The sequence below is a fragment of the Duganella sp. CY15W genome (assembly GCF_009857555.1).
GTDB classification, from domain to species: Bacteria; Pseudomonadota; Gammaproteobacteria; order Burkholderiales; family Burkholderiaceae_D; genus Rugamonas; species Rugamonas sacchari.
The window spans coordinates 1-15,625 of sequence record NZ_WWCQ01000010.1; the positions used below are offsets into that span (position 1 = coordinate 1).

Genomic DNA, 15,625 nt, shown 5'->3' on the forward strand with positions numbered 1-15,625 from the left:
AAGCGTTTTGTTCATCAGCGAAGAGGCAAGATTATGAGGCGTTTCGTACATCTCGTCAAGCTCTTCTTTTTCTTCGTTTCACTCTGCATTTGCATGCTTCGTTTCGCGAGGGACCGAACTATAGCAAGCCACCACCCGCTTTGGCAAGGGGTAGAATAATAAATTCTTCGATTCATACATCGCCCCATGCCAATCTCCCCTACTCGCAATGACGCGCTCGCTGTTCAACTCGACAACGCCATTAATAACAAGACCAAGCCGCTGGGTAGCCTGGGCGTATTGGAGGCGCTGGCCAAACAGCTGGGCTTAATACAGAACACGCGGGCTATCTCTATTAGTAAGCCAGCGATTCTGGTCTTCGCTGCCGACCATGGCGTGGTGGCCGAGGGCATCTCCGCCTATCCGCAGGACGTGACCTGGCAAATGGTGGAGAACTTCCTGGCTGGCGGCGCCGCCATCAACGTCTTCGCTGCACAGAACAGCTGCGACCTGCGCGTGATCGATGCAGGCATCAATCACGACTTCGGCCCGCGCAGCGGTCTGACTGACCGCAAGCTGGCCCACGGCACCCACAACTTTGCGCAGCAGCCCGCCATGAGCCGTGAACTGTGCGATACCGCGCTGGCCACCGGCATGGCCCTGGCGGCTGAACTGGAAGGCAATGTGGTCGGCTTCGGCGAAATGGGCATTGGTAATACCACGGCCGCCGCTGCCCTGATGCACAAGCTGACCGGCATCCCGGTCGCGCAATGTGTCGGTGCCGGCACCGGCTTGTCGGCCGAAGGCATAGTGCATAAACAGCACGTCATCGAAGCTGCCGTCGCCAAGCACGTGCATGCCACCGAAGCGCACGATGTCCTCGCCACCTTCGGCGGTCTCGAAATCGCCATGATGGCCGGCGCCATGCTGAAAGCGGCCGAACTGCACAAAGTGCTGCTCATCGATGGCTTCATCGTTACCAGCGCACTGATGGTCGCCGCCCGCATGCAGCCCGCCATTCTGGATTACTGCGTGTTTGCCCACTGCTCCAACGAGAACGGCCACCAACAGATGCTGGAAGCGCTGCACGCAAAACCTTTGCTGAACCTTGGTCTGCGCCTGGGCGAAGGGACTGGCTGCGCACTCGCGCTGCCGCTGCTGCACGCTGCCGCCAACTTCCTGAACCAGATGGCCACATTTGAGTCGGCCCAGGTCAGCGAAAAGTCCGAGTAAGCGATGCATCAGCTCCGCCTGTTCTTCACTGCCCTGCAGTTCTTTACCCGCTTGCCCATCCCTGGCTGGGTAGGCTTTGATCCTGCGTGGCTGAACCAGGCCTCGCGCTACTTCCCGCTGGTCGGTGTCGTGGTGGCGTCAATTACTGGCGGCGCCTATGCATTGACGTCGTACTTCCTGCCAGCGCCAGTTGCTGTAGTTATCTCCACCGCAGCCGGCATCTACGCCACCGGCGCCTTCCATGAAGATGGCTTTGCCGATATGTGCGACGGCTTCGGTGGCGGCATGACGCAGGAGCGCGTGCTGGAGATAATGAAGGACTCGCGCATCGGCGCTTACGGCGCGATCGGCACGCTGTGCATGCTGGCGCTGAAACTGGTGACGCTGTCCATGCTGCCGCCGCTGGCCGCGATTGGCGCCTTATTCGTGGCCCATCCGCTTTCCCGCCTGATGGCGACCTCGCTGATCTGGCGTCTCGATTACGCGCGCGCGGAAGGCAAGGCCAAGCCGCTTGCACAGAAAATGAGCAACCGCGAATTCCTGATCGCCGCACTCACCGTTGTCCTGCCTGTCGTGGCGGCCGGTGCGCTGCACTGGCTGCCAGTATCTGCGCTGTTCAGCGGCGTGGTGGCGACGGCCATCGCGACGTTCTGGCTGGCCCGTAAATGCGTGCACCGCATCGACGGCTACACGGGCGATTGCCTGGGCGCGGTGCAGCAGGTGACGGAAGTGATGTTCTATCTATGCGTCCTGGCCAGCTTCACCCGATGACGCTGATACTGGTCCGCCATCCCCAGCCGCTGGTCGCACCAGGCATCTGCTACGGCAGTACCGATCTGGCGGTCGCGCCCGAGCAGCTGGAGCAAACGCTGGCGACGCTGCGGCTGCCCAGCGATCTGCCCATCTACTCCAGCCCCCTGCGCCGCTGCGCCCAATTGGCCGCCCGCCTGACGCCATCGCCACACTATGATGCCCGCCTGGCCGAGATGCATTTCGGCGACTGGGAAATGCAGCCATGGGACACCATCCCCCGCGCGGCCATCGACGCCTGGGCTGCCGACACGGTCAACTACCGCCCTGGCGGCGGCGAGAGCGTATTGCAGATGGCGCAGCGCATCAGCGCATTCCACACGGCGCTGCAAGGCCAGTCGGCCATCGTCATCTGCCACGCCGGCGCCATCCGTTTGCTCACTGCGTGCCACGCCGGCCTTGCCCCTGCGGAGATGGCGCGACAGGCCGCGCAAAGCGCCCATCAAATCCCCTACGGCTCCACTTTGACCCTTTAAACCCGTATAATGTGCGGGTTTTGGTGCCCGCATGTCTGTTCAGACCTGCAGTTAAACGGGAAACACGAAGCCATAAAAGCCAACGTGTGCTGCCCCCGCAACGGTAAGCAAGCGTCGCCGCTGTACGCGACACATCACCTCTTATAACCACTGTGCCGAGGCATGGGAAGGTAAGGTGGTTCCACTTGTTAGCCCGGATACCGGCCAAACCAGGTGGAAGCGGGCTGCCCCTCGCTTCTGTTCACAATTGGCCAACGGGGACGTCGGCCGGTTGCTACTAACAGAAATAACATCATGACCCTTCGTATCTCCCGTCCTGCGGCGCTGTCGTCGCTGGCATTGGCCATGGCTGCCTGCTACGCGCACGCCGAACCAGTCAACAATGGCACCGTGGTTGTCACCGCCACCCGTACCCCGCAACCGCTGGCCAACGTCATCAGCGATACCATCACGATCAGCGCCGAGCAGATTTCGGAATCGGGCGCCGGCTCCATCATCGACCTGCTGCAGCGCCAGCGCGGCATCGAGATCGCCCGTAACGGCGGTGCAGGTACGGCGTCCAGCGTCTACATCCGTGGCGCCAACAGCAACCACAATATCGTGCTGGTGGACGGTGTGCGTATCGGTTCCTCGACCACCGGCGCCGCCAACTGGAGCGCCATTCCGCTGACCGCGATTGACCATATCGAAATCGTCTACGGCCCACTGAGCTCCCTGTACGGCGCCGACGCCATCGGCGGCGTCATCCAGATCTTCACCAAAAAAGGCAAAGGTACGCCAAGCGTGACGGCCTTCGCAGGCTACGGCAGCGACAAGACGCGCGAAGCCGACGCCACCCTGTCCGGCGCCACCGGCGGTGAGCATAGCTTCAGCTACGCGATCAGCGCCGGCAAGGAAAAATCCGACGGCTTCTCGGCCACCCGCCCGGCCAGCGGCTCGTACAACCCTGACCGCGACGGCTACGACAAGGAAAACGTCTCCGGCCAATTCAGCCTGCAACTGGCGCCCGGCTACGAAGCCGGCGCACTGTTCTTGCACAGCAAACTGGATTCGCAGTACGACAGCGGCGCGTCAGCATACGATGTCCGCAGCAAGGCGCTGTTTGAAACCGCCGCCGTCTACGGCAAGGCGCAGTTTGTATCGAACGTCGACACCCTGCTGCAATACGCAGAGAGCAAGGACAACGGCGAAACCTTCAGCAGCGCGGCAGCTACCGGCTACTCGCGCATCAATACCAAGCAGACCGACATCACGCTGCAAAACGACATCCGCATTGGCGAAGATGTATTGCAAGTGCTGTACGATCACCGCAAGGAAGAAGTGGACACCAACGGCTTCAAGCTGGACAAGCCGGAACGCACCACCAACTCCTGGGCCGCATCCTATAACGCCCGCCGCGGCGCCAACCTGCTGAACGCCGCCATCCGCCGCGATAAATCGGTGTACGGTGCGAAGAACACTGGCTCGCTGGGCTACGGCTACGACTTCACGCGCCAGCTGCGCGCCACCGCCAGCTATGGCACCAGCTTCCGCGCGCCGACCTACAATGAACTGTACTATCCGGGCTACGGCAATCCTGCCAACAAACCGGAACAAGGCAAGAACGCAGAAATCGGCATCCGCTGGGATGACGGCGTCAACGCGATCAGCGCCAACTACTACCGTAACCGCCTGACCGATCTGCTGTTGAGCACCACGCCATGCCCATTCGGCACCAGTACCGGCAAGTCCTGCGTGTACAACATCGCCAACGCCACGCTGGAAGGCCTGACCGTCGCCGGCGCCACCAAAGTGGCCGGCGTCAACCTGAATGCCAGCATCGACCTGCAAGATCCCAAGGACGACAACAGCGGCAAGCGTCTGGCACGCCGTTCGAAGAAACACGGCAACCTGAGCGCCGACTACGCTATCGGCCAGTGGAAGCTGGGCGCGGAGCTGGACCTGTCCGGCGACCGTTACGACGATGCACTCAACAAGACCCGCCTGGGCGGCTATGGCCTGGTGAACCTGTTCGCCACCTACGCCATCACGCGCGACTGGTCGGCGCTGGTCCGCTGGAATAACATCGGCGACAAGCAGTACGACCTGGCGAATAACTACGCAACGCCAGGCTCCAAGGTGTTTGCCGGTATCCGTTACGGCTACAAATAATGGTGTAACCTGCCGGGGTTGGCCACCTTCCCCGGCAGTTTTTTTGAAAGCAGTGCATGCATTCTTTCTCCCGCAATCTGCGACAGCGCGCCGTCATCACCTTCACCGGGTTGGTGCTGTTTGCGTTTGCCAGCCTGATTTTTTCGGGCATGACCGGTTCGGTCTCGATTCCCATTTCCGATATTCCCGCAGCGCTCAATGAGCTGCTGCACGGCCAGCAATCGACGCTGGCAGCCACCCTGCTCGACCTGCGCCTCAGCCGCGCGGTCTCCGCTTTCGCCACAGGCGCAGCGCTGTCGCTGGCCGGCGTGATGATGCAGGCATTGCTGCGCAATCCGCTGGCCGATCCGTATGTCCTTGGTATTTCGGCCGGCGCCTCCGTCGGTGCGCTGGCCGCGTTGTTATTCATGTGCGCCGCCTGGATGGTGGATGCCGCCGCCTTCGTCGGCGCCGTCACCGTCGCCATGATGCTGTATCTGCTGGCCAAGCGCGACCTGCGCAGCGGTACCGCTGCCGAAGGCGGCACGGCGCTGTTGCTGCTGACCGGCGCCATCATGTCTTCCGCCTGCATGGCGCTGGTGACGCTGATGCTGTCCGTCGCTCCGGAAAGCCGCTTGCGCAGCATGGTATTCTGGATGATCGGCGACCTGTCTGGTACCCAGGTCCGCGTCATGCCATGGGTGGTCCTGATCGCTGCGCTGGCGTATGCGCTGCGTATTGCCCGCTCCATCAACGTCATGGCGCTGCATGCGGAGGCCGCCGCCACGCTGGGCATCCGCGTGGGCGCGCTGCGCAAAGGCCTGTTCTTCGTCTCCGGCCTGCTGACCGCCAGCGCCGTCACCAGCGCGGGCAGCATTGGCTTTGTCGGCCTGATTGTGCCGCATGCCTGCCGCTTTGCGGTCGGTCCCGACCACCGCATACTGATTCCGGCCGCCACGCTGGCCGGCGGCACCTTCCTGCTGCTGGCCGACACGCTGGCCCGCACCGTGATCGCACCGACCCAGCTGCCAGTGGGCGTGGTGACGGCGCTGATCGGCGCCCCGGTCTTCCTGTATCAACTGCATCGGCTGCGTAAATGATGATCGGTACTCACAACCTATCCCTCAGCATCGGCCAGCGCCAGCTGGTCACGGACCTGAACTGGCAGGTGGCCGAAGGTGAATGCTGGAGCATCATCGGCCGTAATGGCGCCGGCAAAAGTACGCTGATGCGCGCACTGGCGGGACTGCGTGGCGTGGAAGCAGGCCATGTCGCCCTGTCCGGCAAGCCGCTGGCGGAATGGCCGCTGGCGGAACTGGCACGCCAGCGTGCCTTCCTCGCCCAAAGCCGCAGCGACGCCTTTGCCTACAGCGTCATCGAAACCGTGCTGTCGGCACGCCATCCCTATCACGGCAACCGCTACTGGGAAGACAGCGACGATCACGCGATCGCCCTGAAATCGCTGGAAGCCATGGAAGTCGCCGATTTGGCCGGACGCGATGTGCGTACGCTATCCGGTGGTGAACGCCAGCGCGTCGCCATCGCCGCCATGCTGGCGCAGGACACGCCGCTGCTGCTGCTCGACGAACCCGCCAATGCGCTCGACCTCGCGCACCAGGTCAGCGTGATGAATATTCTGGCGCGCCTGTGCCGCGAGCAGGGCAAGACCGCCGTCATGATCGGCCACGATCTGACGCTGGCGCACGGCGTCTCCACCCACGCCCTGCTGCTGAAAGGCGATGGCCGCTGGCTGGCTGGCAGCAAGGATGATGTCATGCGGGCGGACATCCTCAGCGACTACCTCGGCCATCCGATTGAAGTCATCCAGCACGGTGCACGCAGCATCTTTATCCCTAACGAGAACACACTATGAGCGACGAGATCAACGAACGTCACCGCGTCCGCATGGAACGCAAAAAAGCCATTATCGACGCCAAGATCGCCGCTGCGGACAAGCAAATCGGCATCATCATCGTCAACACCGGCAACGGCAAAGGCAAAAGCTCCAGCGGCTTCGGTATGGCGATCCGCGCCATGGGACATGGCATGAAGGTCGGCGTGGTGCAGTTCATCAAAGGCGCAATGCAGACGGGCGAAGAGCTGTTCCTGCGCCGCTTCCCGGAAGAGATCAGCTTCCACTCCATGGGCGAAGGCTATACCTGGGAGACCCAGAACCGCGAACGCGATATCGAAAAGGCCGAACTGGCATGGGAGCAGGCCAGGAAATTCCTGGCCGATCCGGAAATCGGCCTGGTGATATTCGATGAGCTGAACATCGCCCTCAAATACCGCTACCTGGATGTGGAAGTGGTCATCAACGACCTGCTGGCACGTCCACCAATGCAGCACGTGGTCATCACCGGCCGTGGCGCGCCACCGGAACTGATCGAGATTGCCGACACCGTCACTGAAATGAACGTCGTCAAACACGCTTTCAAGGCTGGCATTGGCGCGCAAGCGGGGACCGAATGGTAAAAGCCCTGCTGCTTGCCGCTGTCGCATCGGGACAAGGCAAGACCACTGTCACCGCTGCACTGGCGCGCAAGCTGGTCCGCCTGGGACAACGCGTGCGCGTATTCAAGTGCGGCCCGGACTTCATCGATCCCATGCTGCTCGAACGCGCCAGCGGCGCGCCGGTGCGCTCGCTGGATTTGTGGATGGTGGGTAAAGAGCTGTGCAGCCAACAACTGGCGCAAGCCGCTGCGGAAGCGGACGTGATCCTTATCGAGGGCGTCATGGGCCTGTACGACGGCACGCCCTCATCGGCCGACCTGGCGCGCGAATTCGGCGTGCCAGTGATGGCGGTAATCGACGCCGGCGCCATGGCGCAAACCGCTGGCGCCCTGGTGCACGGGTTGCGCGACTATGGCCCGGTCGAGATGGCCGGTGTCATCGCCAACCGCGTTGCCAGTGAAGGCCACGCCAAAATGGTGGCAACCTCGCTACGCGACATTCCACTGTTCGCCACCCTGCCCAAGCAGGCCAGGTCACTGCCGGAACGCCATCTCGGCCTGGTCCTGCCGGGTGAGGTGAATGATATCGACCAGCTGCTTGATGAACTGGCCGACCAGCTGGTGTTTGACCAGGCAGCGTGGGACAGCCTGCGCCCGGTCGATCTGGGCGCCGCGCCAGCCGCCACGCAAACGGAACCGCTGCTGGCCGGGAAAACCATCGCCATTGCGCGCGACGCCGCCTTCATGTTTATCTATCCGGCCAACCTGGACATACTGCGCGCCTTGGGCGCGACGTTGAAATTTTTCTCGCCGCTGGCCGATGAAGCCGTGCCGGCAGAGGCGGACGCGGTCTATCTGCCCGGCGGCTACCCCGAACTGCACGCGGCGCAGCTGTCGCAGGCAGGCAACTGGCAGACCTCCGTACGCGCAGCGCACGCAGCGGGCATGCCGATTGTCGCCGAATGCGGCGGCATGATGGCGGTGGCAGACACGCTGGCGGACCAATCGGGCGCGGTATGGAAAATGGCAGGCCTGCTGCCCGGTGCTGTGGCCATGCAGCCACGGCTTGCGGGACTGGGCTCGCAAGGCCTGCCCACGCCGCAAGGCATATTGCGCGGCCATACCTTCCACTACTCGAAACTGGCGACGGACGTGGCACCAGCCGCGTACACTAGCAAGCATCCCTCCGCTATACAAGGTGAGGCATGGTACCGTGCAGGATCGCTATCGGCTTCGTATTTTCACGCATACTTTCCATCCAATCCGGCGGCAAGCGCCGCTTTGTTTCTTAGGAGTGTGATATGACACGTACACTGGTTCTGGGCGGCGCCCGCTCCGGCAAAAGCGCTTACGCTGAGCGTCTGGCCGCCGACTCGGGCAAGGAAGTCCTCTACATCGCCACCGCCACTGCTGGCGATGGTGAAATGGCGGCACGCATCGCCCACCACCGCGCCGGCCGTTCGCCGGAATGGACCACGGTTGAAGAGCCGCTGGCACTGGGAAACCAGCTGCTGCGCTGGTCCTCGCCCGACCGCCTGATTATGGTGGACTGCCTGACGCTATGGCTCAGCAATCTGCTATTTAGTGGCGGAGAAGAATATCCGGACGTCGGCGAGATCACCCTGCCGGCCCTGTTCCACGAACAGCAGGACATGCTGGCCAGCGCCCTGACCAAGTGCGCCAGCGACGTCGTAATGGTGTCGAATGAAGTCGGCCTGGGCATCATGCCCATGGGCGCCGTGTCGCGCTGCTTCATGGACGAACAGGGACGCCTGAACCAGGCCGTCGCATCAATCTGCGACCGCGTAGTGTTTGTGGCTGCAGGCTTGCCGCTGGTCTTAAAAGGATAACCGTGCTGAGTGGGCTGAGCTTTTCCACCATCGCCGTATTGATGGTGGCCGCAGTGTTGCTGGATCTATGGTGGGGCGAGGTGCGCCGCTGGCATCCGCTGGTTGGCTTTGGCAACCTGGCCATGGCGCTGGAGCGCCATCTCAATCGCGAAGGCCCGTTGCGCTTTCTGCGCGGCGTGCTGGCGTGGATGCTGGCCGTGCTGCCCTTGACGGCACTGGCCGCACTGCTGGTTCATGCACTGGCAATGCCGCTCGCGCAAGCTGCCGCTCATGCCCTCATGCTGTATTTAGCGCTTGGCTTGCGCAGCCTGCGCGACCACAATCTGCCGATTGCCGATGCGCTGGCCCGGAATGACCTGCACGATGCCCGCCGCCTGACCTCCTACATCGTCAGCCGCGACACCACCAGCGCCAGCGAAATCGAGCTGACGCGCGCCAGTGCCGAATCGCTGCTGGAGAATGGCAACGATGCCGTCTTCGGCACGCTGTTCTGGTTCATCGTTGCAGGCGGGCCTGGCGCCGTGTTGTTCCGCATGGCGAACACGCTGGACGCGATGTGGGGCTATCGCACGCCACGGCTGCTGCAATTCGGCTGTGCCGCAGCCCGCATCGACGATGCGCTCAACTACATTCCCGCCCGTCTGACTGCGCTGTCCTACGTGCTGCTGGCGCCTGGCCTGCAAGGCAAACGCCGGGCATGGCAATGCTGGCGCGCGCAAGCTCCGGCATGGGATAGCCCAAACGCCGGTCCGACCATGGCCAGCGGCGCTGGTGCGCTTGGCGTGCAGCTGGGCGGCGCAGCCATCTACCACGGCCAGCTGGAACATCGCCCGGTACTGGGTGACGGACCACCCGCTACCGGCGCCGATATCAACCGCGCCTGGCTGCTGGTCGCGCGCACCACCGCGCTGTGGCTGGCCATCGCCTGTACTGCTGCGGCCATCATGGAGTACACACATGCTTGAACACGGCGGCAATCTGCGCGACGCCGCAAAACGCTTTGGCCGCGAGGACTGGGTTGATCTGTCCACCGGCATCAATCCCCATTGGTATCCGGCGCCGGTGGTGGCGAACAATGCCTGGCATCGTCTGCCGGAGCCTGATCCCGCGCTCACCGCTGCGGCGCAAGTTTTCTACGGCGCACCGCTGATGCTGCCGGTGGCTGGCACGCAGGCAGCAATTCAGGCGCTGCCCCGTCTGCGCGCCCCATCGCGCGTGGCAGTCAGCGCGCCATCCTATGCGGAGCATGCACACCACTGGGCCGGCCATGGCCATGCGATGACGCTGACGCCCTATGCAGATCTGGCGGCCGCTGTCGCCCATCACGATGTCGTTGTCGTCGTCAATCCGAACAATCCCACCGGCGACGTCGTCCCTGCCGCCCAGCTTCTGCAATGGGCCGGCGACCTGGCCGCGCGTGGCGGCTGGCTGGTAGTCGATGAGGCGTTTGGTGATACGGCGGCGGACAACAGCGTCGCCGCATACACCGCCCAACCTGGCCTCATCGTACTGCGCTCGGTTGGCAAATTCTTCGGCCTGGCCGGGATTCGTCTGGGCTTTGTAGCGGCCCACGCCGGTCTACTGCGCGACCTGGCAGACCTGCTGGGTCCATGGACCATCAGCGGCCCGGCGCAGCAGATCGCTGTGGCGGCGCTAAGCGACCAGGCGTGGCAGGCAGCGACGCGCGAGCAGCTGCATGCCAGCGGCGAACGTCTGCGCGCACTGCTGGCGGCGCACGGCATTCAATCCTGCGGCACGCCACTGTTCCAGTGGTGGGCGGAGCCCCAACCGGAAGCGTTCTGGCAGCACATGGCGGAGCGCGGCATCTGGGTACGGCTTTTTACGCAAGCGGCACGTGGCATCCGTCTTGGCCTGCCGCCGGACGAAGCAGGCTGGCAACGCCTGCAAGCAGCACTCACTGAATGGAGCAAGCAATGAAAAAACTGATCTTCGCCACAGCCCTGCTGGCTGCGGCCACCGCCAGCGCCAGCTCCAGCTCCAGTGCTGCCGCCATCTCGGTGCGCGATGATGACGGCAATGTCGTCACGCTGCAAAAGCCGGCGCAACGCGTGATCGCCATGGCGCCGCACGTGACGGAACTGCTGTTCGCCGCCGGTGCGGGCGAAAAAATCGTCGGCGCAGTCACCTATAGCGATTATCCGGAAGCGGCAAAGAAGATTCCGCATGTCGGCGACAACCGTCTGATCGACATGGAACGCGTGGCAGCCATGAGGCCCGACCTCATCGTCATCTGGATGCACGGCGGCTTCGAGCGCCAGATTGAAGGCCTGCGCAAACTCGGCATCCCACTGTTCCACAGCGAGCCGGCCAAACTCGATGGCATTGCAGACAACGTGGTGCGGCTCGGCCAGTTGATGGGCACCGAAACCGTGGCCAACGCCACCGCCGCCGACATCCGCGCGCAATTTGCCGCGATGGCGAAGCAGTATGCCAACCGCCCGCCGGTACGCCTGTTCTATCAGGTCTGGGACAAGCCGCTGTACACCTTGAATGGCAAATCCATCGTCAGCGACTCCATCCGCCTGTGCGGTGGTGTCAACATCTTCGCCGACCTGAAGGTGACAGCACCGGTTGTCAGCATCGAAGGCGTGTTGCAGGAAAATCCGGAAGCCATTTTCGGCACCAGCGAAAAAGACTACGGCAGCGTCGATCTGTGGAAGCCCTATCCCAATATGCTGGCCGTGAAAAACAACAATCTGTTTCGCCTGCAGGGCGACCTGCTGAACCGCGCCGGCCCGCGCATGGTGGCAGGCACCAAGGCCCTGTGTGAAAAAATCGAAGAAGCCCGCCAGCACCGCAAATAATATGACGTTCCCTTATTCCACCCTGATGGTGCAAGGCACCACCTCCGACGCCGGCAAAAGCACCGTGGTTGCCGCCCTGTGCCGGCTGTTGAAACGCCGTGGCGTACGAGTGGCGCCGTTCAAGCCGCAGAACATGGCGCTGAATAGCGCCGTCACCACGGACGGCGGCGAAATCGGCCGCGCGCAGGCCTTGCAAGCCATCGCTGCCGGCTTACAGCCGCACACCGACATGAATCCGATACTGCTCAAGCCATCGAGCGACATCGGCGCCCAGGTCATCATCCACGGTAAAGTGCGCGCCGAGATGAATGCGCGCGACTATCATCAATACAAAACCGTGGCCATGCAGGCCGTGCTGGAATCGCATGACCGCTTGCTGAAGCAATACGACAGCGTGGTGGTGGAAGGCGCGGGCAGCCCGGCGGAAATCAATCTGCGCGACCGCGACATCGCCAACATGGGCTTTGCGGAAAAGGTGGACTGCCCGGTAATACTGGTGGCGGACATCGACCGTGGCGGCGTGTTCGCCCACATCGTCGGCACGCTGGCCTGCCTGTCGGAGAGCGAACGCAAACGCACCATTGGTTTCGTCATCAACCGCTTCCGTGGCGACATCAAGCTGCTGGAGCCTGGACTGGACTGGCTGGAGCAGCAGACCGGCAAGCCGGTGCTGGCCGTGCTGCCCTACCTGCATGGCCTGTTCCTGGATGCCGAAGATGCCGTGCAGCCGGTACAGGCCGAGCGTGGCGCGTTCCGCGTGGTGGTCCCCAGCCTGCCGCGTATGAGCAATCACACCGACTTTGACGCACTGCGTGCTCACCCGGACGTCGATCTGCGCTTTGTCCGCCAGGGCGAACCGATCCCGCCAGCAGATCTCATCATCCTCCCCGGCAGCAAAAACACGCGCGGCGATCTGGAATGGCTGCGTGCCCAAGGCTGGCCGGCGCAGATCCAGCGCCACCTGCGCTACGGCGGCAAAGTCATCGGCGTCTGCGGCGGCTTCCAGATGCTGGGCCGCGAAGTGACCGACCCGCTGGGCATGGAAGGCCAGGCCGGCGTGTCGCCCGCACTCGGCCTGCTCGACATGCGGACGGAAATGAGCCCGGACAAGCGACTGGTGCAAGTCCAGGGCACCTGCGCCTTCGACCACGCACAAGCACCGGTCGCCGGTTACGAAATCCACATGGGCGTGTCCACTGGCAGCGCGCTGGCCAGACCTGCCTTCTTCATCGACGGCCGCCCGGAAGGTGCGCTGTCCGACGATGGCCAGATACTGGGCACCTACCTGCACGGTTTGTTCGACACGCCGCAAGCCATCAGCGCCCTGCTCCATTGGGCCGGGCTCCATTCGGACAACACCGTGGACACTTCCGCCCTGCGCGAAGCCAGCCTGGATCGGATTGCCGACGCCACGCAGCCACTCCTCGACGCACTGATCGCACTGAAATGAATCCGCACGCCTACACCGACGCCGAAATCTTCGGCGTCTACCGCGCCATCCGCGAACGCCGCGATGTGCGCCACTTCAAACCAGGTCCATTGGAAGACGGCCAGCTGAAACGCTTTCTGGAAGCCGCCCACAATGGCCCCAGCGTCGGCTACATGCAGCCATGGCGTTTCGTCCGCATCACAGACGGCGCACTGCGGGCGCGCATTCACCAGCATGTGAACGAAGAGCGCATCAAGACTGCGGAAGCGCTGGGCAAGCGCGCCGAAGACTTCATGCGTCTCAAGGTGGAAGGCATACTCGAATGCGCGGAAGTGCTGGTCGTCGGCCTGATCGACAAGCGCGATGAGTACGTGTTCGGCCGCCGCACCATGCCGGAGATGGACCTGGCCTCCGCCGCCTGCGCGCTGCAAAACTTCTGGCTCGCTGCGCGTGCGGAAGGCATCGGTGCGGGCTGGGTCTCGATGTTCGATCCGCAGCAATTGCGCGAGATCGTCGGCATGCCGGAAGGCAGCCAGCCGATTGCCGTGCTGTGCGTGGGGCAGGTGCACGAGTTCTACACCGCGCCCATGCTGGAACTGGAGAAGTGGGACCAGCGCCGGCCGATCAGCGAGATCCTGTTCGAAAACCGCTGGGACAACGCCGCCTGATTCCTACGCCGGGCATTCCTCGATGCGGCGATTGCCCGGCCCCGGCAGCACACGCAGACTGCGTTCCGTCGCAGCCGTGAACTCATGCTTGAACACCGTGTCGACAAAGCGCCAGTCGCAGCGCACCTGATCGTGGCTGGCGGTGACGATCATATAGCCTCGCTTGCTGGTCTGCGCGTAATACAGCGGTTCGATCAGATCCACCATCATGCTGGCCACATCTTCCGGGTCACGGTCGCGATACGCGCCCTCCATGCCCGGCGATGACACTGACGCGGTTGCAAACTCCACGCCTACCTGCTTGCCCTGCGCATCGTGCAGATCGCTGGCCCAGGCGTTATGGGTGTCGCCCGCCAGCACCACCAGGTTTTTGCGGTGCTTCTGCATCATCTCAAACACTTGCTCGCGGTCGGCCTGATAGCCGTCCCACGAATCCAGATAGCACGGCAAGGTCGTGCCAGACAGCCAGCGCTGCTGCTTCGCATTGACGCAGGATGGATCTGCCTTGGCGCGTTTCTTGAGTGCGGAATAATCGGTGCAGTTGCACTCGCCCATGACCACGGCGGTGGGATACTCCATGCGCGCCATCAGCACCTGCTGGCCCAGCATCTGCCAGCGCGCCCTGGAACGAACCACCTGCCCTTGCAGCCATGCCATCTGTTCACGGCCTATCATCTGGCGGCGCGGCGAGCAGACATCCTGTTTGTACTTCTCCACGTCGAAGTGTTTGTGCTCGTCGTAATAGGAAGACATCATCAGCTGCTGGTCACGCGCGATCAGACGCGTATCGAGCATGTGCAGCGAGACGATGCCGCCGAAGTCGAACGAGCGGTAAATCTTGTCCGGCGTTGCCGCATCCGGCACGCGTATCGGCATCCATTCGTGATAGGCCGTCATGGCTGCCAGCTTGCGCAGTTCGAACGGACCGTACTTGCTGGCCTTGTGATCGACCGAGCCATCGCGCCAGGTATCGTCGGCGAATTCGTGATCGTCCCACACCACGATAAACGGCATGGCCGCATGCACGGCCTGCAAATCGGGGTCGGACCGGTACTGCGCGTAGCGGCTGCGATAGTCGTCCGTACGCAACAGCAGTTCGCGCGGTTCGGACACGCGGCCCAGCGCCTCCGCATTACCGCAGGCGTAGCCCGTGCTTTCGTATTCGTAGATGTAGTCGCCGATGTGCAGCGCGGCGTCGATATCGTCCTGGCGCGCGGCGTCGGCATACACGTTGAAATAACCGGCTGGATAATTCGAACACGAGAACACCGCTAGCCGCACCTGGCGCACGTCGCTGCGCGCCAGCGTCTTGGTGCGGCCGACAACCGACTTCTCGCCATCGATGGCAAACTGGTAGTAGTAGACATGGCCAGGCAACAGGCCGCCGGCATCCACCTTGACCGTGAAGTCGCGCTGCGCGGAAGTCACCACGCTCCCCTGGCCGATGAGATTCTGCATGGCCGGATCCGTGGCCATCTGCCAGCGCACGGGCATCTCGCCCGTGTGGCCATGCGGCGGCGTGACACGCGTCCACAGGATAACGCGGTCGCTGAGCGGATCACCACTCGCCACGCCATGGCGAAAGCCCGGCGCGCCATTGTCGGCAACGCCGGCAGCCGTGCTGGTACAACCGCTCAAGCCACTCGCGCCCACGCCCAGCAATGCGGAGGATGCGGCCATCTGGCGGATAAAAGTACGGCGTCCAGGTGGTATTGGCGGTTTGATCTCCATGTCCTCTCCCATAGGCCGTAGCGATGTCCGCAACTTACGCC

At 63.1% G+C, this 15,625-nt stretch carries 15 protein-coding genes and 1 riboswitch; of the genes, 14 read left to right on the forward strand and 1 reads right to left on the reverse strand.

All coding sequences use genetic code 11. The features are described from left to right. Positions 1–186 precede the first annotated feature (186 nt). The 14 genes from cobT to bluB all read left to right on the forward strand — a co-directional run bounded on the left by cobT (position 187) and on the right by bluB (position 13,853). A complete protein-coding gene (cobT, locus tag GTP58_RS30580) occupies positions 187–1,212 on the forward strand; it encodes a nicotinate-nucleotide--dimethylbenzimidazole phosphoribosyltransferase (RefSeq protein WP_161080690.1) in 1,026 nt (341 codons plus the stop codon). Positions 1,213–1,215: 3 nt separating this feature from the next. Further along, positions 1,216–1,983 (forward strand): adenosylcobinamide-GDP ribazoletransferase, encoded by a 768-nt coding sequence (locus GTP58_RS30585; RefSeq protein ID WP_161080691.1) that lies wholly within the window; start codon positions 1,216–1,218, stop codon positions 1,981–1,983. Then, complete coding sequence (locus GTP58_RS30590; protein ID WP_161080692.1) at positions 1,980–2,498, forward strand: histidine phosphatase family protein; 519 nt, start codon at positions 1,980–1,982, stop codon at positions 2,496–2,498. The genes GTP58_RS30585 and GTP58_RS30590 overlap by 4 nt, the downstream gene beginning before the upstream one ends. 4 nt (positions 2,499–2,502) lie before the next feature. Further along, positions 2,503–2,722: riboswitch (cobalamin riboswitch) on the forward strand. Positions 2,723–2,792: 70 nt separating this feature from the next. Further along, positions 2,793–4,649 carry a TonB-dependent receptor domain-containing protein gene (locus GTP58_RS30595; protein ID WP_161080693.1) on the forward strand — a complete coding sequence of 619 codons (1,857 nt, stop codon included), beginning with the start codon at positions 2,793–2,795 and terminating at the stop codon, positions 4,647–4,649. 56 nt (positions 4,650–4,705) lie between these two features. Further along, positions 4,706–5,728, forward strand: coding sequence for an iron ABC transporter permease (locus tag GTP58_RS30600; protein ID WP_072790817.1), 1,023 nt, complete (start codon positions 4,706–4,708; stop codon positions 5,726–5,728). Continuing rightward, a complete protein-coding gene (locus tag GTP58_RS30605; RefSeq protein WP_161080713.1) occupies positions 5,728–6,501 on the forward strand; it encodes an ABC transporter ATP-binding protein in 774 nt (257 codons plus the stop codon). The genes GTP58_RS30600 and GTP58_RS30605 overlap by 1 nt, the downstream gene beginning before the upstream one ends. Continuing rightward, the gene (gene cobO / locus GTP58_RS30610) at positions 6,498–7,103 is read left to right on the forward strand and encodes a cob(I)yrinic acid a,c-diamide adenosyltransferase (RefSeq protein ID WP_072790819.1); all 606 of its coding nucleotides are present in this window, start codon (positions 6,498–6,500) and stop codon (positions 7,101–7,103) included. The genes GTP58_RS30605 and cobO overlap by 4 nt, the downstream gene beginning before the upstream one ends. After that, positions 7,097–8,386 carry a cobyrinate a,c-diamide synthase gene (locus GTP58_RS30615; protein ID WP_161080694.1) on the forward strand — a complete coding sequence of 430 codons (1,290 nt, stop codon included), beginning with the start codon at positions 7,097–7,099 and terminating at the stop codon, positions 8,384–8,386. Before cobO ends, GTP58_RS30615 begins: the two co-directional genes overlap by 7 nt. Continuing rightward, the gene (gene cobU / locus GTP58_RS30620) at positions 8,383–8,931 is read left to right on the forward strand and encodes a bifunctional adenosylcobinamide kinase/adenosylcobinamide-phosphate guanylyltransferase (protein ID WP_161080695.1); all 549 of its coding nucleotides are present in this window, start codon (positions 8,383–8,385) and stop codon (positions 8,929–8,931) included. Before GTP58_RS30615 ends, cobU begins: the two co-directional genes overlap by 4 nt. A 2-nt stretch (positions 8,932–8,933) precedes the next feature. Then, positions 8,934–9,896: an adenosylcobinamide-phosphate synthase CbiB gene (cbiB, locus tag GTP58_RS30625; protein WP_161080696.1), complete on the forward strand. Its 963-nt coding sequence runs from the start codon at positions 8,934–8,936 to the stop codon at positions 9,894–9,896. Then, a complete protein-coding gene (gene cobD / locus GTP58_RS30630; protein WP_161080697.1) occupies positions 9,889–10,869 on the forward strand; it encodes a threonine-phosphate decarboxylase CobD in 981 nt (326 codons plus the stop codon). Before cbiB ends, cobD begins: the two co-directional genes overlap by 8 nt. Next, complete coding sequence (locus GTP58_RS30635; RefSeq protein ID WP_161080698.1) at positions 10,866–11,756, forward strand: cobalamin-binding protein; 891 nt, start codon at positions 10,866–10,868, stop codon at positions 11,754–11,756. Before cobD ends, GTP58_RS30635 begins: the two co-directional genes overlap by 4 nt. A gap of 1 nt (position 11,757) precedes the next feature. Then, on the forward strand, positions 11,758–13,206 hold the full coding sequence (locus GTP58_RS30640) for a cobyric acid synthase (protein WP_161080699.1): 1,449 nt from the start codon (positions 11,758–11,760) through the stop codon (positions 13,204–13,206). Next, positions 13,203–13,853 (forward strand): 5,6-dimethylbenzimidazole synthase, encoded by a 651-nt coding sequence (gene bluB / locus GTP58_RS30645; RefSeq protein WP_161080700.1) that lies wholly within the window; start codon positions 13,203–13,205, stop codon positions 13,851–13,853. The genes GTP58_RS30640 and bluB overlap by 4 nt, the downstream gene beginning before the upstream one ends. Positions 13,854–13,856: 3 nt before the next feature. Here bluB and GTP58_RS30650 read toward each other — a convergent pair whose 3' ends face one another. Next, on the reverse strand, positions 13,857–15,584 hold the full coding sequence (locus GTP58_RS30650) for an alkaline phosphatase (protein WP_161080701.1): 1,728 nt from the start codon (positions 15,582–15,584) through the stop codon (positions 13,857–13,859). Between the last annotated feature and the right edge of the window lie 41 nt (positions 15,585–15,625).